The sequence below is a fragment of the Streptomyces sp. SAT1 genome (assembly GCF_001654495.1).
GTDB lineage: Bacteria > Actinomycetota > Actinomycetes > Streptomycetales > Streptomycetaceae > Streptomyces > Streptomyces andamanensis.
This window is the reverse complement of sequence record NZ_CP015849.1, coordinates 1,538,498-1,561,572: the sequence shown is the minus strand read 5'-3', so window position 1 is coordinate 1,561,572 and position 23,075 is coordinate 1,538,498. Positions and strand designations below refer to the sequence as shown.

Here is a 23,075-nt window from a genome sequence, read left to right as displayed (position 1 = left end):
GGCGTCACCACTCGATGCCCCGCTGGCCCTTCTGCCCCGCGTCCATCGGGTGCTTGACCTTGGACATGTCGGTGACGAGGTCGGCGGCCCCCACCAGCTTCTCCGGCGCGTTGCGCCCGGTGATCACCACGTGCTGGTTCCCCGGCCGGTCGCGCAGCACCTCCACGACCTCGTCGGTGTCCACCCAGCCCCAGTGCATCGGGTACGCGAACTCGTCGAGCACGTACAGCCGGTACGTCTCGGCGGCCAGGTCGCGCTTGACCTGCTCCCAGCCCTCGCGGGCCTTGGCCTCGTTGTCCGTCTGCGCGTCCCGCTGGACCCACGACCAGCCCTCGCCCATCTTGTGCCAGACGACGCTGCCGCCCTCGCCGGAGTCGCCGAGCACACGCAGCGCCCGCTCCTCGCCGACCCGCCACTTCGCCGACTTGACGAACTGGAACACCCCGATCGGCCAGCCCTGGTTCCAGGCGCGCAGCGCCAGCCCGAACGCGGCCGTCGACTTGCCCTTGCCGATCCCCGTGTGCACGACCACCAGCGCCCGGTTGCGGCGCTGACGCGTGGTCAGCCCGTCGTCCGGCACGGCGCTCGGCTGTCCCTGCGGCACTACGCGGCCCTCCTCGACGTCCCCTGCACATCCCGGACCAGACCGGCGATGCTGTCGGCCCGCAGCTCGTCCAGCGTCACCGGCGTACCGCCCAGCTCACCGGCGAGGCGTCCGGCCAGCCCCAGCCGCACCGGACCCGACTCGCAGTCCACGACCACCGAGGCGACCTGTTCGGCCGCCAGCAGCCGCGCCGCCCGCTCGGCCAGGGCGACCGGCTCGGGACCGCCCGTCGCCCGGCCGTCGGTGACGACCACGAGCAGCGGACGCCGCGCCGGATCGCGCAGCCGCTCCACCCGCAGCACCTCGTGCGCCCGCAGCAGCCCGGCCGCCAGCGGCGTACGCCCGCCGGTCGGCAGCGACCGGAGCCGGACCGCCGCCGCGTCCACCGACGAGGTCGGCGGCAGCGCCACCTCGGCCGAGGACCCCCGGAAGGTCACCAGACCCACCTTGTCCCGCCGCTGGTAGGCGTCCAGCAGCAGCGACAGCACGGCACCCTTGACCGCGCTCATCCGCTGCCGCGCCGCCATCGACCCGGACGCGTCCACCACGAAGAGCACGAGGTTGCCCTCGCGCCCCTCCCGGGTCGCCTGCCGCAGATCGTCCCGGCGGACCACCAGACCGGGCCCCGACCGGCCCCGCGCCCGCTGGTGCGGCGCCGCCGCCCGCACGGTCGCCGCCAGGTGCAGCTTGGTCAGCGCGCCGCGCGGCCGCCGCGCGCCGGTCGTCCGCCCGTGCTCGGTCCGTGCCCGCGAGCGCCGCCCGGCGGCGCCCTCGCCGAGCCCCGGAACACTGAGCACCTTGGTACGGAACGGCTCCGCCGCCCCCACGGCGGCCTGCTCGCCCGCGCCCGCCCCGGACGGCTGCGGCTCGCCGCCCTGCTCGTCCTTCCGGTCCTGCTCGGGCCGCGCGGCGCTCTCGCCGCCCTGCCCACCGCCGTCCTCGGGCTCCGGCTGCCCGCCGCCCCCGCCCGGCCCGTCCGTCCCCGGACCGGGGTCCGGGTCGGGGTCCGGGTCGGGATCGTCGTCGTCCTCGGGACCGGCGTACTCCTGGAGCGTCTCGTCCAGCTTGTCCTCGTCCAGGCCCGGGGCGTCGAACGGATTGCGCCGCCGCCGGTGCGGCAGCGCCAGCAGCGCGGCCTGCCGCACGTCCTCGGCGAGCACGTCGGTCCGCCCCGCCCACGCGGCCAGCGCGGTCGCCGTGCGCGCCATCACGATGTCGGCGCGCATGCCGTCGACCTCGAAGGCCGCGCAGGTCGCCGCGATCTGCCGCAGCGCCGCGTCACCGAGCCGCACCCGTGGCAGCAGCTCCCGGGCCGCCGCGATCCGGGCGCGCAGCGCGGCCTCCTCGTCGGCCCAGCGCGCCGCGAAACCGGCCGGATCGTCGTCGTACGCCAGCCTTCTGCGCACCACCTCGACCCGCTGGTCCGGCTCCCGCGAGGCGGCCACCTCCACGGTCAGCCCGAACCGGTCGAGGAGCTGCGGGCGCAGCTCGCCCTCCTCCGGGTTCATGGTCCCCACCAGCAGGAACCGCGCGGCGTGCCGGACGGAGACGCCCTCGCGTTCCACGTAGGAGGCGCCCATGGCGGCGGCGTCCAGCAGCAGGTCGACCAGATGGTCGTGGAGCAGGTTGACCTCGTCGACGTACAGGATGCCGCGGTGCGCGTCGGCGAGCAGCCCCGGCTCGAACGCCTTCACGCCCTCCGCGAGCGCCCGCTCGATGTCCAGCGCGCCCACCAGCCGGTCCTCGGAGGCGCCCACGGGCAGCTCGACCATCCGCGCCGGACGCGTCTCGAACGCCCCCGGCTCGTGCGGCCCGTCCGGGCAGGACGGGTCGGGCGAGTCCGGGTCGCAGGAGAACCGGCACCCGGCGACCACGTCCACCGCGGGCAGCAGCGCCGACAGCGCCCGCACGGCGGTGGACTTCGCGGTGCCCTTCTCGCCGCGGACCAGCACACCGCCGACCGCCGGGGAGACGGCGTTCAGCAGCAGCGCGAGCCGCAGGTCGTCCTGACCCACGACCGCCGTGAACGGAAACGGGGTACTCACTTCTCGTCACCCTCCAAGTCGCCCTCCAGCTCCAGATACGTGGCGCGCAGCCGCTCCAGCGTGTCCGCGTCCGGCTCCGCCCACAGCCCGCGCTCGGCGGCCTCCAGGAGCCGTTCGGTGATGCCGCGCAGCGCCCACGGGTTGGACTTGCGCATGAACTCCCGGTTCTCCGGCGAGAACACGTACTCCGCCGACAACTTCTCGTACATCCAGTCGTCGACCACGCCCGCCGTCGCGTCGTACCCGAACAGGTAGTCCACGGTCGCGGCCATCTCGAAGGCGCCCTTGTAGCCGTGTCGGCGCATGGCGGCCATCCAGCGCGGGTTGACCACCCGGGCCCGGAAGACGCGGTGGGTCTCCTCGCCCAGCGTGCGGGTCCTCACCTGGTCGGGCACGGCGGAGTCGCCGACGTACGCCTCGGGGCTGCCCCCCGTCAGATGCCGCACCATGGCGACCATGCCGCCGTGGTACTGGAAGTAGTCGTCGGCGTCGACGATGTCGTGTTCCCTCGTGTCGACGTTCTTCGCGGCCACCGCGATCCGCCGGAACGCCGTCTCCATGTCGCCGCGCGCCGCCCGCCCGTCGAGCCCGCGCCCGTAGGCGTAGCCGCCCCACACCGCGTACACCTCGGCGAGGTCCGCGTCCGAGCGCCAGTTGCGGGCGTCGATCAGCGGCAGCAGCCCCGCGCCGTAGGCGCCCGGCTTGGAACCGAAGATGCGGGCCGTGGCCCGGCGCCGGTCGCCGTGCTCGGCGGTGTCCTCGTCCGCGTGCGCCCGTACGTAGTTGGACTCGGCGGGTTCGTCCAGCTCCGCCACCGCCCGGACCGCGTCGTCGATCAGCCCGACCACGTGCGGGAACGCGTCCCGGAAGAAGCCGGAGATACGGACCGTGACGTCGACGCGCGGCCGGCCCAGCTCCTCCGGCGGGACGATCTCGAAGCCGGTGACCCGGCGCGAGGCGTCGTCCCACACCGGGCGGCAGCCCAGCAGCGCCAGGATCTCCGCGATGTCGTCGCCCTGGGTGCGCATCGCGGAGGTGCCCCACACCGTCAGACCGACCGACCTCGGGTACGCGCCGGTGTCCTGGAGGTACCGCTGCACCAGCGAGTCCGCGAGGGACTGCCCGACCTCCCAGCTCAGCCGCGACGGGATCGCCTTGGGGTCGACGGAGTAGAAGTTCCGGCCGGTCGGCAGCACATTGACCAGACCGCGCGTCGGCGAGCCCGAGGGACCCGCCGGGACGTAACCGCCGTCCAGCGCCCGCAGGATGTGCCCGATCTCGTCGGTGGTCCGGGCCAGCCGGGGCACCACCTCCGTGCAGGCGAACTCCAGCACGGCCACGGCCTCGGGGAGTTCACCGCCGAGCACCCCGGCCACCAGCGCGGGAACGGCGGCCCGGTCCCAGCCGCGCTCCTCCATGCCCTCGGCGAACCGCCGGCACAGCGTCTCCAGCAGATCGATCGTGTCCGCCGCCGTCCGCGCCGGGCCGTCCACCAGGGCGGTCAGCTCCGCCGGCACCTTCACCGCGGCGCCCGGCTCGGCCAGCAGCTCCTTCTCCACCAGCCCGAAGTGCGCGGCCAGCGCCGCCCGCAGGCCCGGCAGCGCGTTCGCCTGCCCGCCCCACACCTGTGAGGCGCGCAGCACGGCCAGCACCAGGTTCACCCGGGGCTCGCCGACCGGTCCGCCGCCCAGGATGTGCAGTCCGTCGCGGATCTGCACGTCCTTGATCTCGCAGAGGTAGCCGTCGATGTGCATGACGAACTCGTCGAACGCCTCGTCGTCGGGCTGCTCGTCCACGTGCAGGTCGTGGTGGAGCTCGGCGGCCTTGACCAGGGTCCAGATCTGCGCACGCACGGCCGGGGCCTTGACCGGGTCCAGGTCGGAGACGAGCGCGTACTCGTCCAGGAGCTGTTCCAGCTTGGCCAGGTCGCCGTAGGTGTCGGCGCGGGCCATCGGCGGCACCAGGTGGTCGACGACGGTGGCGTGCCCGCGCCGCTTGGCCTGGGTGCCCTCACCGGGGTCGTTGACGATGAACGGGTAGATCAGCGGCAGATCGCCGAGGACCGCGTCCGGGGCGCAGCCGCCGCTCAGGCCCAGGCCCTTGCCCGGCAGCCACTCCATGGTGCCGTGCTTGCCCATGTGCACGACCGCGTCGGCGCCGAAGCTGTGGTCGAGCCAGCGGTAGGCCGCCAGGTAGTGGTGCGAGGGCGGCATGTCGGGGTCGTGGTAGATCGCGATCGGGTTCTCGCCGAAGCCGCGCGGCGGCTGGATCATCACGACCACGTTGCCGAACCGCAGGGACGCCAGCACGATGTCGTCGCCGTCCACGTACAGGCTGCCCGGCGGCTCGCCCCACGCCTCGGTCATCGCCTCCCGCAGCGCCGGGTCCAGTGTCTCGAACCAGGCCCGGTAGTCGGCCAGCGGCACCCGCGCGGGCGCGGCGGCCAGCTGGTCCTCCGTCAGCCACTCCACGTCGTGGCCGCCGGCCTCGATCAGCCGGTGGATCAGCTCGTCGCCGTTGTCCGGGTACTCCGTGAGCCCGTACCCGGCCTCCCGCAGCGCGTCCAGGACCCGTACCGCCGAGGCGGGCGTGTCCAGGCCGACGGCGTTGCCGACCCGGGAGTGCTTCGTCGGGTACGCGGTGAAGACCAGCGCGACCTTCTTCTCGGCGTCGGGCTTGTACCCGAGCCGGGCGTGCCGCACGGCGATCCCGGCGACCCGGGCCGCCCGCCCGGGGTCGGCGACGTACACCGGTACGCCGTCGGGTCCCTGCTCCTTGAAGGAGAACGGGACGGTGATCAGCCGTCCGTCGAACTCGGGGATGGCGACCTGCATCGCCGCGTCCATGGGGGACAGGGCCGCGTCGGAGGCGTCCCAGGCGGCCCGCGAGGAGGTCAGGCACAGCCCCTGGAGCACCGGGACGTCGAGGTCGGCGAGGGCGCCGATGTCCCACGCCTCCTCGTCGCCGCCCGCCGACGCCTGCGAGGCGTGGGTGCCGCCGGCCGCCAGGACGGTGGCCACCAGGGCGTCGGTCTGCCCGAGTATCTCGTACAGCCCCGGGTCGGCGCCGCGCAGCGAACCGCAGTACACCGGCAGCGCGTTGGCGCCGTGCGCCTCGATCGCCTCGCACAGGGTGTCCACGAAGGCGGTGTTGCCGCTCAGCTCGTGGGCGCGGTAGAAGAGCACACCGACCGTGGGGCGGCCCGGCACGCGCGGGCGCTCCCCGCGCACTCCGAACTCCGGCATCCGGCGCGGCTCCTCGAAGCCCTCGCCGGTCAGCAGCACCGTGTCGGACAGGAACCGGGCCAGCTCGGCGAGGTTGGCCGGGCCGCCCTCCACCAGGTAGCGCAGCGCCTCGGCGACCACACCGGCGGGCACCGACGACTCGGCCATCAGCTCCGCGTCCGGCACGCTCTCGCCGCCCAGCAGCACGGTCGGCACACCGGACGCCCTCAGCGCGGCGAGCCCGTCCTCCCAGGCACGCTTGCCGCCCAGCAGCCGCACCACGGCGAGGTCCGCGCCGTCCAGCAGCGCGGGCAGCTCACCGGTCACGTCCACCCGGGTCGGGTTGCCGATCCGGTAGGACGCCCCGCAGGCGCGGGCCGCCAGCAGATCGGTGTCGGCGGTGGACAACAACAACACTGTGCTCATGCGGGCGCTCCCGGTGGAATGAAAGGCAGTCCTTGCGGCGCGCCGGACTCGATGAGCCGCCACAGCGCGTCCGTGTCCGCGTGCTGTTCGATCAGGTCGCCGAGCCGGTCGAGCTGCTCCTCGCGCAGCGCGGCGAACGACGTGGTGGGCGAGGGCACGAAACGGCGGCCCGCGGCGGCGGCGACCACCCGCAGGAAGGCCCGGCGGAAGCCGTCCGACTCCAGCGAGCCGTGCCAGTGCGTGCCCCAGACCGAGCCGGCCCGGCAGCCGTCAAGGAAGGGTTCGCCGCCGGTGACGTCGGCGACGCCGTGATGGATCTCGTAGCCCTCGACCCGCTCGCCGAGGGCCGTCCCCGCGGGCCGGGCGAGGGTCTTGTCCGGGGCGAACCGGACGCGTACGGGCAGCAGTCCGAGCCCGTCGACCCGGCCGCGGCGGCTCTCGACGTCGTCCTCGATGTGCTCGCCGAGGAGCTGGAAGCCGCCGCAGACACCGAGGACGGGCCGTCCCTCGGCGGCCCGGCGCCGCAGCGCGTCCGCGAGGCCCCGCTCGCGCAGCCAGTCCAGCGCCCGCACGGTGCCGCGGGTGCCCGGGACCACCACGAGATCGGCGTCGGCCAGTTCCTCGGGCCGGTCCACGAACCGCACGACGACGCCCGGTTCGGCGGCCAGCGCGTCCACGTCGGTGAAGTTGGACATCAGCGGGACGGCGCAGACGGCGACCCGCAGCACGTCCTCGCCGACCGGCGGCGCCACGGCGGACTCCCGTACGGCACCGCGCAGCGACACCCGCAGCCCGTCCTCCTCGTCGATGCCGAGCCCGTGCCGGAAGGGCAGCACCCCGTAGGTGTGCCGCCCGGTGAGCCCGTGCAGCATGCCGATGCCGGGTTCGAGCAGTGAGACGTCGCCGCGGAACTTGTTGACGAGGAAGCCGGCGACCAGCTCCTGGTCCTCGGGGGAGAGCAGGGCCACGGTGCCGAAGAAGGAGGCGAAGACGCCGCCGCGGTCGATGTCGCCGACGACGACCACCGGCAGCCGCGCGCCGCGCGCGATGCCCATGTTGACGATGTCGGTGCGGCGCAGATTGATCTCGGCCGGGCTGCCCGCGCCCTCGCAGATCACCGCGTCGTAGGAGCCGCGCAGTTCGGCCAGGCAGTCCAGCACCGTGCCCAGCAGCCGCTGCTGGCGCCCGCCGTGGTAGCCGCGCGCGCTCAGCTCGCCCACCGGCCTGCCCAGCAGCACCACTTGGCTGCTCTGCTCGCCGCCCGGCTTGAGCAGCACCGGGTTCATCAGCGCGGTCGGCTCGATCCGGCACGCCTGCGCCTGCATGGCCTGCGCCCGGCCGATCTCGGCGCCCTCGCGGGTGACGAACGAGTTGAGGGACATGTTCTGCGCCTTGAACGGCGCGACCTTGACACCCTGGCGCACCAGCCACCGGCAGATCCCGGCGGTGACGACGCTCTTGCCGGCGTCGGAGGTGGTCCCGGCGACGAGCAGCCCGCCGCCCCGGCCACCGCTCATGACGTACGTCCCTTCGTCCGACGGTCGCGACGGCCGCACAGGAGCTTCACGGCGGCACACGTGCCGAGCGCGAGCCAGCTCACGCGCCGTGAGAGCCGTACGGCCCGGTCGATGTCACCGGCCTGCACCGCGCGCCCCGCCGCGCCGTTCAGCACCGGCCGGTGCTCCACGCGCCCGGCGTACGACAGCGTGCCGCCGAGGCGGACGCCGAGCGCGCCCGCGAACGAGGCTTCCACCGGCCCGGCGTTGGGGCTCGGGTGCCGTCCGGCGTCCGCGCGCCAGGCCCGTACGGCGCCGCGCGGATCGCCGCCCGCGGCGGTGGCCAGGACGGCGGTCAGCCGGGCGCCCGGCCAGCCGACCAGGTCGTCGAGGCGGGCGGAGGCCCAGCCGAAGCGCCGGTGGCGGGGCGACTTGTGGCCGACCATGGCGTCCAGGGTGTTGACGGCACGGAAGCCGAGAAGGCCGGGCACGCCCGCGACGGCACCCCAGACGAGGGCGCCGACCACGGCGTCGGAGGTGTTCTCGGCGACCGACTCGACGACCGCGCGGGCGATCTGGGCGGCGTCCAGCGCCTGCGGGTCGCGTCCGCACAGATGCGGCAGCCGCGCCCGCGCGGCCTCGATGTCGCCGGACTCCAGGGCCCGTCCGACGGCGCGGGCCTCGCGGGCCAGCGAGGTGCCGCCGACCACGGCCCAGGTGGCGGCGCCGGTCAGCAGGACGGAGGCGGTGAACCGGAAGCGGGGGGCGCGGGGGGCGCGGGCGGCGCGGGCGGCGGCGGCCCCCAGCGCGACGGCGCCGCCGGCGCACACGGCGGTGTGCAGCGCGCCCCAGCCGCGGTGGTCGTGCCACAGCACACGTTCGACGGCGCCCGCGGCCCGCCCGAACACGGCGACCGGATGCCCGCGGCGCGGGTCGCCGAGGAACAGGTCACCGAGGAGGCCGGCGGCGGCGCCGTACGCGAAGACGCGATCGGCACCCATCGGGTCAGCCGGCCGCGGGGTCGGTCAGGGAATCGCTGATGAACCTCGGTCGGCAGCCGCGCATGGCGATGGTCCTCACTCAGGGTGTCCGCGCCCTGGTTCGACGTGACCGGCGGCGAGAGTTCCTGGCTCCCGGGGGATGTTCCTCCCCGGTGACAGTGGCGGGACCGCGCCGGATTCGCACCGGCTTCCTCTTCTGCCGCCGTACATGGCCCCGGAAGTCCACCACGGCCCCGGAACAGCCGTCAACTTGCCGTTGACCTGCGGCGGGGTGGTGTGCCGAGGCTCATATCCCCGGCCTGGGCCCGCGGACTTGAAACGGCTCCTTTTGGCCTCTTTCCCGGCATGGAAGCCGGGAAGACTCCTGTCATGAACACCCATGGGGGCTGAAGGAGGTGGGCGTTGGCAGGCAGGGAGCCGACGGGGCGCGCTTGGGTCAGGAGCAGCTACTCGGCGAGCGGCGGAGAGTGCGTGGAGGCCGCTTGGGAGCAGGGCCGTGTGCTCGTGGGCGACTCGAAGCGGCCGGTGGACGGCGCGAGCGGGCCCGTGCTCGCCTTTCGCCGTACGGCGTGGTGTGGTTTTCTGGCGGGGCTGGTGAACCCGGAAGCGGGCGGCTCGTGATCGCCCCGGGGGACGGGAGGTGCACCTATGCGGGACCGAGCTGACGGAACGGCGTCGGCGGTGGGAAACCGCGACGGAACCATGGAGAACCGGACGTCCGCGGCGCTCCCGCTGATCCTCTTCTCCTCGGCCACGGGGATCCTCGCGGTGGGGGCCGGCGCGCTGGCGGCGCTGCTCGTACCGGACGGCGCGGCGCGCGGCGTGGTCTGGCTGCTGGTCACCGCGCTGGTGGCCGTCGGCGGCGGACTGTGGTGGGGGCTCACCCCGCTCACGGAGCGGCTGAGGGTCCTGAACCGGGCCCTTGAGACGGTTCAGCCCCGGGGCGAGCCCCCTCGCTGACCCCGCCGGGCACGGCGGCACCGGAGCGCCGACGCAGCGCTCTGCCCACGGTGGCGCCGAGCGCCGTGAGGACCGCCGCGCCGGCCGCCCCGGTGACCGTGGTGGTCAGCGGGGTGGCCGCCGCGAACGGAACGGCGGGAGTGACCCGGGTGGCCACGGCGATGCTCAGCAGGAGGACGCTCGCGCACGCCGTGGCCACCAGCATGCGGGCGGACAGCAGTCGGATCTCGTTGGAGACCCGGGCGTTCTCCAGCTCGATCAGCCGCTGAAGCCACTCGGGCTGCTTGATCGCCTCGACCTTGACGGTGTTGTCGTCGAGTGGAGCAGCGTTCTCCGGCTCGGCGCCCCCCGTACGCAGGCGCTGCCACCACGTTCGTATTCCGAAGACCGCCATGGTCCTCCCACCCCGTTCCCGCCCGGGTCGTCGTCCCGTCCCGGGGTCAGCTGTTGTCCAGGCTCTCTCTGACCGCGCCGAGCAGGTCGGTCATCCGGTCGCCCTCGTACGCGATGGCGCTGATCTCCTCGAAGCACTCCTGGTAGCGGGCCATCAGGGCCAGATCATCGCGGCTCGACAAGCCGCCTCCTGGTCCCTCCACGTAGAGCAGGTCGTCGTCGTCGCGGAAGCTGAGCAGGATGAACGGCGTCGCGACGCTGAAGTGCGCCCCGGCGGAGAACGGCAGCACCCGCAGATTGGTGCGCGGGTGCTCCGTGAGGGACAGCAGATGATCGATCTGCCGTCGCATCACGGCGGGTCCGCCGACCTGCCGCCGCACGGCCGCCTCGTCCAGGACGATGTCGATCCGGGGACCGTCGCTCCCGTCGAAGAACCGCTCCTGCCGGGAGAGCCGGAGGTCCACCTGCTGGCGCAGCAGCGACTCGGGGCTCAGCGCCGACACCAGCGCCGTGGCGTAGTCCTCCGTCTGCACGAGCCCCGGCAGGATGGTCGGGTTGTACATGCGGATCGTGTCCGCCGACCCCTCGTACCCCAGGTACAAGGCGTACTGGGGCGACACCACGTCGCTGTACTGCGCCCACCATGACTGTCCTTTCGAGCCGCGTGCCGCGTCCTCCAGCTCCGCGACCAGAGCGGCGTCCGTGACCTCGTACAACTGGAGCAGGGCCCGCAGGTCCGTGACCCCGAGACTGACCGTCCCGGCCTCGATCCTGATCAGTTTGGAGAGCGACCATTCGAGGGCCTTCGTTGCGTCCCGCTGGGTCAACCCGGCGTTCTCGCGTGCCTTGCGCAGTTCGATTCGCAGCCTGCGTCGGTTGAGGCTCGGATCGATGTCTCTTGGCATGGTGCTCCCTGCCACATGTCGGCGTTGACTTGTCGGGCTGCCACCATCGAACAGTTAACTACCCACTAGAGTAGGTGACTTAGACCTCGGCGACCAGCCTCTGTCAGTATGACATGTGTCCTTTCGGTGAGGTCGCGAAGAGGGGTCGAAGGCAGCAAAAACCCCCGTAAGCGTCATAGAACGACTCACGGGGGTTGATGCGGTCGGTGTGGCCGGGGGCTGAGTGGCCGCAGGGCTTCCTGTGGTCAGCCCAGAATCAGGGAAATTCCGTAGGCGACAGCCGCCGCACACAGCGCGAAGCACGCATAGGCACCGGCGGTGGCGGCGACGGCCGACTCGCCGCGGGTCGACGCGGCCTCGCGGCGGGACAGGCCCGCGATGCCGAGGGTGAACAGGACCACCAGGCCGACGGTGGCCACGAGGCTGACGCCGAAGACGGAACCGAGGGCCGCCCAGTCGATCTTCATGTCGGAGCTGCTTTCTTGATTCTCGGGAGCCGGGTGGGGCGCGCGGTCAGACGGCGGCGGCGGGCGGGGTGGCCGCCGCCGGGGCCGCGACCGGGCTCGGGTCGAGGACGGGGACGGGCGCCGGGGCGGGGATGGTGGCCATGAGGCCGTCGGCCGCCGCCGCGCCCGCCAGGGGCGCCGCCGGTGCCGCGGCCGGGGGCGGGGCCACCGCGGCGATCGCCTGGGTCACCACGCCGGCCGGTTCCCCGGCGGCGGGCTCGGTCGCGTTGACGTTGGTGTGGTCGACGACCTGGCGGCGGGAGATCTTCCAGATCGCGAAGCTCGCGGCCACCAGGAACACGGCGACCAGCGCGGTGCCCCAGTCACCCAGGCCGGTGACGGCCTCGGCGCCCGCGCCGACCACCGCGGCGGCCGGCAGCGTCAGCACCCAGGCGACGGCCATGCGGCCCGCGGTGGACCAGCGGACCACGCCGCCCTTGCGGCCCAGGCCCGCACCCATCACCGAGCCGGAGACGACATGCGTGGTGGAGAGCGAGAAGCCCAGGTGGGAGGAGGCCAGGATGGCCGCGGCCGAGCTGGTCTGGGCGGCGAAGCCCTGCTGCGGCCGGAGGTCGGTCAGGCCCGTGCCCATGGTGCGGATGATGCGCCAGCCGCCGATGTAGGTGCCGAGCGCGATGGCCAGACCCGCGGAGAGGATCACCCAGGTGGGAGGGTTGGCGCCGGGGGAGACGGCACCGCCGGCGATCAGGGCGAGGGTGATGATGCCCATCGTCTTCTGCGCGTCGTTGGTGCCGTGCGCCAGCGAGACCAGGCCCGCGGAGGCGATCTGCCCGACCCGGTGGCCCTTCTCGGCGGCCCTGCCGTCCGTCTTCGCGCCGATCCTGTACGACAGCCGGGTCGCGACCACCGCGGCGACGCCCGCGACGACCGGCGCGGCGACCGCCGGGATCATGACCTTGGTGACCAGGACGTCGCCGTGCACCGCACCGACGCCGGCCGAGGCGATGGTGGCGCCGATCAGACCGCCCAGCAGGGCGTGCGAGGAACTGGACGGGAGCCCGACCAGCCAGGTCAGCAGATTCCAGAGGATCGCGCCGACCAGGGCGGCGAAGATGACCTCGGGACGGATGCCGGTCTCGTCGACGAGACCCTTGGAGATCGTGTTGGCGACCTCCACGGAGAGGAACGCGCCCACCAGGTTCAGCGCGGCGGACATGGCCACCGCGACCTTGGGCTTGAGTGCGCCGGTGGAGATGGTGGTGGCCATCGCGTTGGCGGTGTCGTGGAAACCGTTCGTGAAATCAAACGCGAGTGCGGTTACCACCACAATCGCGAGGATCAGCGAGAAGCTTTCCATTTACCCAGGCAATCGTTCGAGCGTCATTGGCTCGTCGAACGTAGGTAACCCGGGTGAACGGAAGATGAACTGGGACGGTCGCAGTGGTGTCCGAACCTGTGGCTTGTCTCCCACTTCCGGGAGATCCGCTTCCGGTCCGGACCCCCGCCGGGCTGGCAGGATCGCCGCATGGCTGAACGACGGCGGGAGACCGGGCACACCGGACGCGCGAGCGGCACGCGCGGGACTCAGGAGCACCAGGGGGCACGGGAGACACACGAGACCCGGGCGACGGGGGAGGCGCCGCCGGACGAGGACGAGGTGGCCCGCGCCTGGCGGGACCTGGTGGACACGGCCCGCCGCACCGTCGCCGACGGCCTGGTCGTCGGGACCTCGGGCAATGTGTCGGTACGGACGGGGGACACCGTCCTCGTCACCCCGTCGGGCGTCCCCTACGACCGGCTCACCCCGGACGATGTGACGGGCGTCGCACTCGACGGCCGACAGGTGCTGGGCACCCTGGTCCCGACCAGCGAACTCCCCATGCACCTGGCCGTCTACCGCACCACGGACGCGCGCGCCGTCGTGCACACCCACGCCGTGCACGCCACGGCCGTCTCGACGCTGGTGTCCGAGCTGCCGCTGATCCACTACATGGCGGGCGCGCTCGGCGGCCCGGTGCGCGTCGCCCCGTACGCGGCCTACGGCACCGAGGAACTGGCCGCGCACGTGCTGGCCGCGCTCGACGGCCGCTCCGGCTGCCTGCTGCGCAACCACGGCACCCTCACCCACGGCGCCACCCTCGACCAGGCGTACGACCGCACCGCCCAGCTGGAGTGGATGTGCCGCCTGTGGCTGACCGCCTCCTCGGTACCGGGCCTGACCCCGTCCCTGCTCTCACCGGAGCAACTGGCCCAGGCGTCGGAGCGGCTGCGCGGCTACGGCCAGCGCGGCGGGGCACGGGGCACGGGCCGGTGACGGCTCGCCGGGGTGGGTGGACACGGGCCGGTGATCACTCGCAGGGGCGGGCGAACACCGGCCGGTGAAGGCTCGCAGGGGTGAATGCCGCCGTTCCTGGAACTCGCGAGGACATGTCACCCCGACCGCACCTTCCGCTGGCCGGTGACCCGGTACGCCCGGACACTGGACCCGTGCGCACAGTCAAAGCGGCGGCCGCGGCCGTCACCGCGGCCCTGGCGGCCGGCGCGGCGAGCGTCGCCGCCGGGCGGCTCGCCAGCGACGCCGCGCTCAAGTCGCCCCCGGGCCGGCCCCTGCCCACCGAGCCCCGGCTCACGGTGCACAGCACGGCCGCCGGTCAGATCACCCTCACCCGGGACCTGGCCTCGCAGCGCCCCGGCACCTACGGCCTGGCAGGCAACGGCTCGCACGCGGTCGTCGGTCCCGTCCTGCGGGACGCGCCGCACCTGCCCGACACCGTCGTACGCCGCCTCGAACGCGTCACCCACGGCTCGCTGCACCCCCGCGACCGGGTCTGGCTCACCCCCAACCTCCACGTCGGCAACCCCGGCACGGCCCTCGGCCTGAAGTACGCCGACGTCGACGTGCCCGGTGAACTCGGCCCGCTGCCCGCCTGGTTCGTGCCCGCGGTGCGCGAGACCTGGGTGATCACCGTGCACGGCCTGGGCGCCACCCGCGAGCACCCGCTGAACATCATGGAGTTTCTGCACCGCAGGCACTTCCCGGTGCTGGACCTCGCCTACCGCGGCGACCTCGGCGCCCCCCGCCCCCCGGACGGTCTCAGCCACCTCGGCGCGACCGAGTGGCGCGACCTGGACGCGGCGATCCGCTACGCCGTAGGGAACGGCGCCGAACGCGTCGTCCTGCACGGCTGGTCCACCGGCGCCACCATGGCGCTGCGCGCCGCCCTCCACTCGAAGCTGCGCGAGCGGGTCTCCGGACTGATCCTGGACTCGCCCGTGCTCGACTGGGAGGCGACGCTGCGCGCCCTGGCCAGGGCCCGGCACACCCCCGGCCCGCTGCTGCCGCTCGCCGTGCGCGCCGCGCAGGGCCGCACGGGCCTGTACGCCGACGGCGACATCGGCACCCCGGCCCCGCTCACGGTCCCGACCCTGATCTTCCACGGCCCCGACGACGAGGTCGCCCCCTGGCAGGCATCCCGCCGCCTCGCCGCCGGCCACCCCAACCTGGTCGCCCTCCGCCCGGTCCCGCACGCCTCCCACGGCGCCATGTGGAACGCCGACCCGGAGGCGTACGAGGAGACGCTCCGGCGCTTCCTGACCCCTCTGATGTGAGGATGCGGGGCGGGGCCGGGACCCGGGGCCGGGGCGAGACGGTCCGGGGCCGCGCCGCCCGGCCCCGCGCCCCTCTCCGGAGGTTCCGGTTGGGGGGCGGCGGGATGGCCTGAATGCGGTGTGTCGCGGCCGTCCCGGAGGTCTGCCTTGGCCCTCTCCGTCGCCCGCCGTGACATTCCGTTTGGGTTTTCGGACCGTCAACCGGAAGACTGCACCCGTGACGTCCCGTATCCCGCGCGACTCCAGGCTTCGACTCGTCCGCCCACGACCCCTGGCCGCCGCCCCCCGAGCCGTGAACCAGCGGCGCCCGCCCCGCCCCGCCCCGCGTCCACCGGAGGGCACCCCGGCGCCCGCGGAGCTGGCCAGAATGGCGCGCTCCGGCCTGGCCGGGGCAGCCCGTGTCGCCCGCTGGGCCGATGCCGCCCTCGGACCCGGCCGGGCCGGGGCGACCGCGGACGGCAAGGCCACCCTCTCCCCGGCCACCGCCGAGCGCGCGGCCGGCGAACTCGACCTGACCGCCGCCCAGGTCCGGGCCGAGTGGGACACCGCCCGCCTCGCCGGACTCATCGAGGTGCACGGCGACAGGGCCCGCCCCGGCTGGCGGCTGCGCGCCTGGGACCGTGACGACAGCGCCGTGCTGCGCGGCTGGGTCGCCCTCTTCGACGCCTGGTCGCTGGCCTGCCCGGAGCCCGACGGCCATGAGGCCGCGGCGGTCGCCGAGGTCGTCTCGGCCATGCCGCAGGTGCTCTCCTTCCTCCAGCTCTCCGCCGGTCCGGTCCCCGTCGACCAGCTCCTCGACCTGCTCCAGCAGCGCGTGACCGAGCTGCGCACCGAACGCTGCGAGGTCCCCTACGGCCCGCGGCCACAGGAACCAGAAGCCGAACCAGAACCGGCACCGGCACCAGAACCGGCACAGGGACAGGCGCAGGAGCCGCCCCCGGCCGCCCTCGCCCCGCTGCTCGACTGGGCTCTGCGCGCCCTCGGCGCCGTGGGAGCGCTCACCTACGGCGAAGGACAGGCCACGCTCACCCCGCTGGGCAGCTGGGCGGTCTGGGTCAAGCTGGAGCAGATCTGCGTCGCCGCCCAGAGCCCCGCGGGCAACATCGAGCAGGCGGCCGAGGACATGCTCCGCGGCTGCGCCCAGCTGCGCCCCAACGCGGCCCGCGCCGAGTACCGCGCCTGGCTCGCCGCCCGTCCCGTGGGCAGCGCCATCACCGAACTGCTCGGGGCCGCCCGCGGCGAGGACGCCCTGCTGCGCGGCCTCGCCTTCGAGGCGCTGCGCGTCGTCGGAGCCCCCGCCGAACCCGAGGTGCGGGCCGTGCTCGACGAGCCCGCGCTGCGCCCGTACGCCCTGCTGTGGCTGGCCGAGCACGACGGCGTGGACCCGGAGGACGCCCACGAGGTCCTGACCCGCGAGGAGGCCACCTGGCTGTGGGTGGACACCGCCGCGGCCGTCGCCGACCACGGCGAGGCCCCGATGCTGGTCCGGCACCTGGAGTCGGCGCTCCAGCCCACCGTCCCCGCCCTGCTCGACGAGGTGCGGGCGGTGGGGCACCCGCGCACCGTGCAGGTGCTGGTCGCCCTCGCCGCCGCGCACCCGGACCCCGCTCTGGCCAAGGCCGTCCGCAGGGCCGCCTTCCAGGTGCACACCGGCGGAAGCTAGCCCCGTTATCTTCTTCGCGGTTCCGCAATGGGGCCGCTGGCCTCCGGGCCCGGCATGGCTGTTGCCCCCTGTCGAAGGCATGACCTGGGGGGTGGTGTCACCGGGCCTGGGAGGTGCCGTCGGAGACGCTGATGAGAGGTCCGGCCACCGCCCGGTCCGGCGCAACGCCGGACAGCTCGTGGGCGGCAGGTCTGCATAACGTGGATGCGCGCGTACGACACCACTGCCGAGGCCGGCACGATCAACTCTCTGGAAAGGCACGATGTTCGACACCGAAGACGTGGGCGTGTTCCTCGGCCTGGACGTCGGCAAAACCGCTCATCACGGCCACGGGCTCACCCTGGCCGGGAAGAAGGTCTTCGACAAGCAGCTGCCCAACAGCGAGCCGAAGCTGCGGGCGGTCTTCGACAAGCTGACCACGAAGTTCGGCACCGTCCTGGTGATCGTGGACCAGCCCGCCTCCATCGGCGCCCTCCCGCTGACCGTGGCCAGGGATGCGGGCTGCAAGGTCGCCTACCTGCCCGGCCTGGCGATGCGGCGGATCGCCGACCTGTATCCGGGTGAGGCGAAGACCGACGCGAAGGACGCCGCGGTGATCGCTGACGCGGCCCGCACCATGCCGCATACGCTGCGCTCGCTGGAACTGACCGACGAGATCACCGCCGAGCTGACCGTGCTGGCGGGCTTCGACCAGGACCTCGCGGCCGAGGCCACCCGCACCTCCAACCGGATACGCGGCCTGCTCACCCAGTTCCACCCCTCGCTGGAGCGCGTCGTCGGACCACGCCTGGACCACCCCGCCTTGACCTGGCTGCTGGAACGCTACGGCTCCCCGGCCGCGCTGCGGAAAGCCGGCCGCCGCAGACTCGTCGAGGTGGTCAGACCCAAGGCTCCACGCATGGCCGTCCGGCTGATCGACGACATCTTCGACGCGCTCGACGAACAGACCGTCGTCGTCCCCGGCACCGGCACCCTCGACACTGTGATCCCTTCTCTGGCCCGCTCGCTCGCCGCCGTCCACGAACAGCGCCGGGCGTTGGAAGCCCAGATCAGAGCCCTGCTGGAGGATCACCCTCTTTCCAAGGTCCTGACCTCGATGCCGGGAGTCGCGGTCAGGACCGCCGCAGTTCTGCTGGTGACCGTCGGCGACGGCACCAGTTTCCCCACCGCCGCCCACCTGGCCTCCTACGCCGGCCTGGCTCCGGCAACGAAGTCCTCGGGGACCTCGATCCACGGCGAACACGCGCCACGAGGCGGAAACCGGCAGCTCAAACGTGCGATGTTCCTCTCCGCGTTCGCAGCCCTGCACGACCCCACCTCCCGCACCTACTACGACAAATGCCGGACCCGCGGGAAGACCCATACCCAGGCCCTCCTCCGCCTCGCCCGCCACCGCATCAGCGTCCTGTTCGCGATGCTCCGTGACGGCACTTTCTACGAACCACGCGTCCCGGAAACAGCCGCCGCATGACCACAGCGAGCTTGACGAACGACATAGAGGCACCCCCCGCCGGTGTGCACGCGCCGTCAGCCCTCCGTGCGGGGGGCGTACGTGCCGAAGCTCCAGACGTTGCCCTCGGCGTCCCGGGCCATGTAGTCCCGGGAGCCGTACTCCTGGTCCGTCGGGGGCATCAGGATCTCCGCGCCGTGGTCCACGGCCCGCTGGTAGTGGCCGTCCACGTCGTCCACGACGACATAGACCCCCACCGGGCCGGAGCCGCGCATCGCCTCGTCGAAGCGTCCGCCGTGCCCCTTGGAGCCGAGCATCACCGCGCCGTTGCCCTGCACCAGCTCGGCGTGCTGGACGAGCCCGTCCTCGCCCTCGTACACGGACAGCTCGGTGAAGCCGAAGGCCTCGGTGAGCTGCCGCAGGGCCGCCCTCGCGTCCGCGTACAGCAGCGTCGGGTAGATGCTCGGACGTCCGCCGGCCGTGTCCGCCATGCCGATCACTCCCTTGTGTGTCGTGCCGCGCGAGCCGCCGCCCGCCCGGTTCCGCCCTGTCCATCCGGTTCGCCGACCAGTGTGGCACCGGCCACTGACAACGCCCCGCCGCGCCCGCCGCACCTCTGGGCAAACACCCGGGAAAACAGCTTGCACACCCCCGTTAGACTGTTCCGCATGGCCTTTCTCCTCGCGCATTAGACGGCGGGAACGTCCTCAGCCGCCCAACCCGCCAACGACCCGCCCTGGAGTCTGTCCGTGATCTCCGCTTCCGGTATCGAGCTGCGCGCCGGTGCCCGCATCCTCATCGAGAGCGCCACCTTCCGCGTCGCCAAGGGCGACCGCATCGGCCTGGTCGGCCGTAACGGCGCAGGCAAGACCACGCTCACCAAGTGCCTGGCCGGCGAGGGCATCCCGGCCGCGGGCACCATCACCCGTTCGGGTGAGGTCGGCTATCTCCCGCAGGACCCCCGCACCGGCGACCTCGACGTGCTCGCCCGCGACCGTATCCTCTCCGCCCGCGGCCTGGACGTGCTGATCCGCAAGATGCGCGAGAACGAGCAGCGCATCGCCAACGGCAAGGGCGCCACCCGCGACAAGGCGATGAAGCAGTACGAGCGCCAGGAGACGGAGTTCCTCACCAAGGGCGGCTACTCCGCCGAGGCCGAGGCCGCCACCATCGCCGCCGCGCTGAACCTGCCCGACCGGGTGCTCGGCCAGCCCCTGCACACCCTCTCCGGCGGTCAGCGCCGCCGGATCGAGCTGGCCCGGATCCTGTTCTCCGACGCGGACACCCTGCTGCTGGACGAGCCGACCAACCACCTCGACGCGGACTCGATCATCTGGCTGCGTGACTATCTGAAGACCTACCGCGGCGGCTTCATCGTGATCTCCCACGACGCGGACCTGGTCGAGACGGTCGTCAACAAGGTGTTCTACCTGGACGCCAACCGCTCCCAGATCGACATCTACAACATGGGCTGGAAGCTCTACCAGCAGCAGCGCGAGGCCGACGAGAAGCGCCGCAAGCGCGAGCGCGCCAACGCCGAGAAGAAGGCCGCCGCTCTCAACGCCCAGGCCGACAAGATGCGCGCCAAGGCCACCAAGACCGTCGCCGCGCAGAACATGGCCCGGCGCGCGGACAAGCTGCTCTCCGGCCTTGAGGCGGTCCGCCAGTCCGACAAGGTCGCCAAGCTGCGCTTCCCCGAGCCCTCGCCCTGCGGCAAGACCCCGCTGACGGCCGAGGGCCTGTCGAAGTCGTACGGCTCGCTGGAGATCTTCACCGACGTCGACCTGGCCATCGACAAGGGCTCCCGGGTCGTCATCCTCGGCCTCAACGGCGCGGGCAAGACCACACTGCTGCGGCTGCTCGGCGGGGTGGAGAAGCCCGACACCGGCCAGGTCGTCCCCGGTCACGGCCTCAAGCTCGGCTACTACGCCCAGGAGCACGAGACCCTGGACCCGGAGCGCACCGTCCTGGAGAACATGCGTTCGGCAGCGCCCGACATGGACCTCGTCGAGGTCCGCAAGGTGCTCGGCTCGTTCCTGTTCTCCGGCGACGACGTCGACAAGCCGGCCGGAGTCCTCTCCGGCGGCGAGAAGACCCGGCTCGCGCTGGCCACCCTGGTCGTGTCCTCGGCCAACGTGCTGCTCCTGGACGAGCCCACCAACAACCTCGACCTGGCCAGCCGCGAGGAGATCCTCGGCGCGCTGCGCACCTACAAGGGCGCCGTCGTCCTCGTCACGCACGACGAGGGCGCCGTCCAGGCGCTCCAGCCGGAGCGCATCATCCTGCTGCCCGACGGCGTCGAGGACCTGTGGGGCGCGGGCTACGCGGACCTGGTCGCCCTCGCCTGACCCCGTCCGGCACCGCGTCCCCGGCCCCGTCCGCCGACCCGGCCGGGCGCTGATCAACAGGGTATGGATCATTCGGCCCATCGGTGATCCATCATCTGCGTGAGATCTCCTCGTATCGAGGTGTGTCTGCCACGTATTTCCCGGCCGAGCCCTTATGTGCCAAGGGCTCGGCCGTCGTGCGTCTCTGACCTGGCACTTCGCGGAACAACCCGTTCGGCCGTACGGACGGTGACGTGCGGAATCGGCAATTCCGCATGTGGGGACGTGCTCCTGTCGTCACAAGCCTGTCTCACGGACCTTGCCGAATGGGTGGCCATGCGGCCCCGGAGGGGTGATCATGAGGAGACCAGAGCGCACTTCCCATGAGGAGGCACGGGTGGCCGAGACTCTGAAGAAGGGCAGCCGGGTGACCGGCGCCGCGCGCGACAAGCTCGCGGCAGACCTGAAGAAGAAGTACGACGCCGGTGCGAGCATTCGGGCGTTGGCCGAGGAGACCGGCCGCTCGTATGGCTTCGTGCACCGGATGCTCAGCGAGTCGGGCGTCACGCTCCGTGGGCGTGGCGGGGCGACGCGCGGCAAGAAGGCCGCTTCGGCCTGACCGACCGCGGGCGGTCCATCGGCTCCTACGGTGGCCACCCGGTCGGTCGACCGGCCGGCCGGGTGGTTACTGTGCAGTCACTTACGGGCGCTCGTACGTCTCGCACGACAGTGCGACCGTACGGCGTCCCGAGCTGACCGCACCCATCGGAGGCGCCCCATGGCTTCGCCCGGAAACGAGCACGACCTCGAACCAGTACGCGACACAGTTCTCGACAAGGACGGCGTACGGCTCACCGTCGACGACACGCTCGCCACGGTGACGCTGACCAACCCGGCCAAGCGCAACGCGCAGAGCCCCGCCCTGTGGCGCGCGCTCGCCGAGGCCGGGCGGCTGCTGCCGGGCTCCGTCCGCGTCGTCCTGCTGCGCGCCGAGGGGAAGTCCTTCTCCGCCGGGCTCGACCGGCAGGCGTTCACGCCCGAAGGCTTCGACGGCGAGCCGTCCTTCCTCGACCTGGCGCGCGGCGGCGACGCCGAGCTGGACGCGGCCATCGCCGAGTACCAGGAGGCGTTCACCTGGTGGCGGCGCCCGGACGTGGTGTCCGTCGCCGTGGTCCAGGGACATGCCATCGGGGCCGGCTTCCAGCTGGCGCTCGCCTGCGACCTGCGGGTCGTCGCGGACGATGTGCAGTTCGCGATGCGCGAGACCAGCCTCGGCCTGGTCCCGGACCTCACCGGCACACATCCGCTGGTGGGGCTCGTCGGCCAGGCCCGCGCGCTGGAGATCTGCCTGACGGGCCGCTTCGTCACGGCCGAGGAGGCGGTCGCCACCGGGCTGGCCAACCTCGCCGTGCCCCGCGACCAGCTGGACGACACCGCGCGCGATCTGGCCTCGGCGGTCCTCGCCGCGCCCCGCGGCGCGGTCATCGAGACCAAGGCCCTGCTCCAGGGCGCCCGGGAGCACTCCTACGAGGAGCAGCGCGCCGCCGAGCGGCAGGCCCAGGCCCGCCGCCTGCGCGACCTGGCCGGCCTCGGCGAGTAGCGCCCCCCGCCGAGCGGCCCGCGCGCCGCGCCGCCGCAGCGCGCCCTGCCACCGCACCCCGCCCCGCCGTCGCATCGCGATCCGGCGGGACGGCGGCGGTCCGGCGGTGGCGCGGCGGCGGGTGCCCGGCCGGAGGTCAGAAGCCGTGCCGGAACCCGCCGTCCACGGGCAGCATCACGCCCGTGACGTAGGAGGCGGCCGGGGAGAGCAGGAAGGCCGCGGCCCGGCCGAACTCCGCCGGGGTGCCGTACCTGCGCAGCGGGACGCGGGACTCGTTCGCGGTCCGCGTCGCCGTCGGGTCCGCCGACAGACCGTCCAGCTCGCGCATGCGGTCGGTGTCGATCCGGGCGGGCAGCAGGCCGACGACCCGGATGCCGCGCGGGCCCAGCTCGTCCGCCAGCGACTTGGCGAACCCGGCGAGTCCGGGCCGCAGACCGTTGGAGATGGTCAGCCCCGCGATCGGCTCGTGCACCGAACCCGACAGCACGAAGCCGATGACGCCGCCCTCCTCCAGCTCCGCCGCGGCGGCCCGCGCCAGCCGCACCGCGCCCAGGAACACCGACTCGAACGCCGACTGCCACTGCTCGTCGGTGGTGTCGGCGACAAAGCCCGGCGGCGGTCCGCCGACGCTGACGAGGATGCCGTGGAAGCCGCCGAAGTGCTCGCGTGCCGCCGCGATCAGGCGCTCGGCCGCGCCGGGATCCGCGTTGTCCACGGCCACCCCGACGGCGTTCGGGCCCAGCTCGGCCGCGGCCTCGGCGGTCCGCTTCCCGTCCCGCCCGGTGACGACCACCTTCGCGCCGTCCGCGACCAGCTCGCGCGCCGCGGCGTTGCCCAGCCCGCGGGTGGCCCCGGTGACGACGTACACCCGGTCCTTCAGTCCAAGATCCATGGCCCTATCCTGC

At 73.3% G+C, this 23,075-nt stretch carries 20 protein-coding genes and 1 riboswitch; of the genes, 9 read left to right on the top strand and 11 right to left on the bottom strand.

Annotated features, from left to right (window positions below; genetic code table 11):
* Nucleotides 1–4 precede the first annotated feature (4 nt).
* The 5 genes from cobO to A8713_RS06810 are packed head-to-tail and all read right to left on the bottom strand — an operon-like array spanning nt 5 to nt 8,796.
* Nucleotides 5–604, bottom strand: a complete 600-nt coding sequence (cobO, locus tag A8713_RS06830; protein ID WP_018567680.1) for a cob(I)yrinic acid a,c-diamide adenosyltransferase — start codon at nt 602–604, stop codon at nt 5–7.
* The gene (locus tag A8713_RS06825; protein ID WP_064532192.1) at nt 604–2,649 is read right to left on the bottom strand and encodes a putative cobaltochelatase; all 2,046 of its coding nucleotides are present in this window, start codon (nt 2,647–2,649) and stop codon (nt 604–606) included. The genes cobO and A8713_RS06825 overlap by 1 nt, the downstream gene beginning before the upstream one ends.
* Entirely contained in the window at nt 2,646–6,299 is a 3,654-nt protein-coding gene (gene cobN, locus A8713_RS06820; protein ID WP_079158861.1) for a cobaltochelatase subunit CobN, read from the bottom strand. The genes A8713_RS06825 and cobN overlap by 4 nt, the downstream gene beginning before the upstream one ends.
* Nucleotides 6,296–7,816, bottom strand: coding sequence for a cobyric acid synthase (locus tag A8713_RS06815; protein ID WP_064532188.1), 1,521 nt, complete (start codon nt 7,814–7,816; stop codon nt 6,296–6,298). Before A8713_RS06815 ends, cobN begins: the two co-directional genes overlap by 4 nt.
* Nucleotides 7,813–8,796, bottom strand: coding sequence for a cobalamin biosynthesis protein (locus tag A8713_RS06810; protein ID WP_064532186.1), 984 nt, complete (start codon nt 8,794–8,796; stop codon nt 7,813–7,815). The genes A8713_RS06815 and A8713_RS06810 overlap by 4 nt, the downstream gene beginning before the upstream one ends.
* 100 nt (nt 8,797–8,896) lie before the next feature.
* Nucleotides 8,897–9,038: riboswitch (cobalamin riboswitch) on the bottom strand.
* A gap of 160 nt (nt 9,039–9,198) precedes the next feature.
* On the opposite strand from A8713_RS06810, the gene A8713_RS06805 reads away from it, so the two are divergent.
* Nucleotides 9,199–9,417, top strand: a complete 219-nt coding sequence (locus A8713_RS06805) for a DUF397 domain-containing protein (RefSeq protein ID WP_064532184.1) — start codon at nt 9,199–9,201, stop codon at nt 9,415–9,417.
* Between the two features lie 81 nt (nt 9,418–9,498).
* The gene (locus A8713_RS06800; RefSeq protein WP_018567685.1) at nt 9,499–9,756 is read left to right on the top strand and encodes a hypothetical protein; all 258 of its coding nucleotides are present in this window, start codon (nt 9,499–9,501) and stop codon (nt 9,754–9,756) included.
* On the opposite strand, the gene A8713_RS33490 is transcribed toward A8713_RS06800, so the two are convergent.
* From A8713_RS33490 to A8713_RS06780, 4 genes are all read right to left on the bottom strand, one after another.
* On the bottom strand, nt 9,686–10,150 hold the full coding sequence (locus A8713_RS33490) for a hypothetical protein (RefSeq protein ID WP_159393073.1): 465 nt from the start codon (nt 10,148–10,150) through the stop codon (nt 9,686–9,688). The two genes, A8713_RS06800 and A8713_RS33490, sit on opposite strands and share 71 nt — an antisense overlap.
* 46 nt (nt 10,151–10,196) lie before the next feature.
* Complete coding sequence (locus A8713_RS06790) at nt 10,197–11,054, bottom strand: helix-turn-helix domain-containing protein (RefSeq protein ID WP_064532181.1); 858 nt, start codon at nt 11,052–11,054, stop codon at nt 10,197–10,199.
* A 245-nt stretch (nt 11,055–11,299) separates the two neighbouring features.
* A complete protein-coding gene (locus A8713_RS06785; RefSeq protein WP_037893787.1) occupies nt 11,300–11,521 on the bottom strand; it encodes a hypothetical protein in 222 nt (73 codons plus the stop codon).
* Nucleotides 11,522–11,567: 46 nt separating this feature from the next.
* The gene (locus A8713_RS06780; protein WP_064532179.1) at nt 11,568–12,878 is read right to left on the bottom strand and encodes an inorganic phosphate transporter; all 1,311 of its coding nucleotides are present in this window, start codon (nt 12,876–12,878) and stop codon (nt 11,568–11,570) included.
* Nucleotides 12,879–13,046: 168 nt separating this feature from the next.
* On the opposite strand from A8713_RS06780, the gene A8713_RS06775 reads away from it, so the two are divergent.
* The 4 genes from A8713_RS06775 (at nt 13,047) to A8713_RS06760 (ending at nt 18,264) form a co-directional block, all read left to right on the top strand.
* Entirely contained in the window at nt 13,047–13,835 is a 789-nt protein-coding gene (locus tag A8713_RS06775; protein WP_064532177.1) for a class II aldolase/adducin family protein, read from the top strand.
* Between the two features lie 173 nt (nt 13,836–14,008).
* Nucleotides 14,009–15,130, top strand: a complete 1,122-nt coding sequence (locus tag A8713_RS06770; protein WP_064532175.1) for an alpha/beta hydrolase — start codon at nt 14,009–14,011, stop codon at nt 15,128–15,130.
* Nucleotides 15,131–15,347: 217 nt separating this feature from the next.
* Nucleotides 15,348–16,793: a hypothetical protein gene (locus tag A8713_RS06765; RefSeq protein ID WP_173860806.1), complete on the top strand. Its 1,446-nt coding sequence runs from the start codon at nt 15,348–15,350 to the stop codon at nt 16,791–16,793.
* Nucleotides 16,794–17,055: 262 nt separating this feature from the next.
* On the top strand, nt 17,056–18,264 hold the full coding sequence (locus A8713_RS06760) for an IS110 family transposase (RefSeq protein ID WP_064532170.1): 1,209 nt from the start codon (nt 17,056–17,058) through the stop codon (nt 18,262–18,264).
* Between the two features lie 56 nt (nt 18,265–18,320).
* On the opposite strand, the gene A8713_RS06755 is transcribed toward A8713_RS06760, so the two are convergent.
* Nucleotides 18,321–18,734: a VOC family protein gene (locus A8713_RS06755; protein WP_064532167.1), complete on the bottom strand. Its 414-nt coding sequence runs from the start codon at nt 18,732–18,734 to the stop codon at nt 18,321–18,323.
* Between the two features lie 258 nt (nt 18,735–18,992).
* Between A8713_RS06755 and A8713_RS06750 the strand changes: the two genes are divergently transcribed.
* From A8713_RS06750 to A8713_RS06740, 3 genes are all read left to right on the top strand, one after another.
* A complete protein-coding gene (locus tag A8713_RS06750) occupies nt 18,993–20,591 on the top strand; it encodes an ABC-F family ATP-binding cassette domain-containing protein (protein ID WP_064532165.1) in 1,599 nt (532 codons plus the stop codon).
* A gap of 376 nt (nt 20,592–20,967) precedes the next feature.
* Nucleotides 20,968–21,189, top strand: a complete 222-nt coding sequence (locus A8713_RS06745; protein WP_018567695.1) for a helix-turn-helix domain-containing protein — start codon at nt 20,968–20,970, stop codon at nt 21,187–21,189.
* Between the two features lie 159 nt (nt 21,190–21,348).
* Nucleotides 21,349–22,170 (top strand): enoyl-CoA hydratase/isomerase family protein, encoded by an 822-nt coding sequence (locus A8713_RS06740; protein WP_064532163.1) that lies wholly within the window; start codon nt 21,349–21,351, stop codon nt 22,168–22,170.
* A gap of 136 nt (nt 22,171–22,306) precedes the next feature.
* On the opposite strand, the gene A8713_RS06735 is transcribed toward A8713_RS06740, so the two are convergent.
* Complete coding sequence (locus A8713_RS06735; RefSeq protein ID WP_064532161.1) at nt 22,307–23,062, bottom strand: SDR family oxidoreductase; 756 nt, start codon at nt 23,060–23,062, stop codon at nt 22,307–22,309.
* Nucleotides 23,063–23,075: the final 13 nt, after the last annotated feature.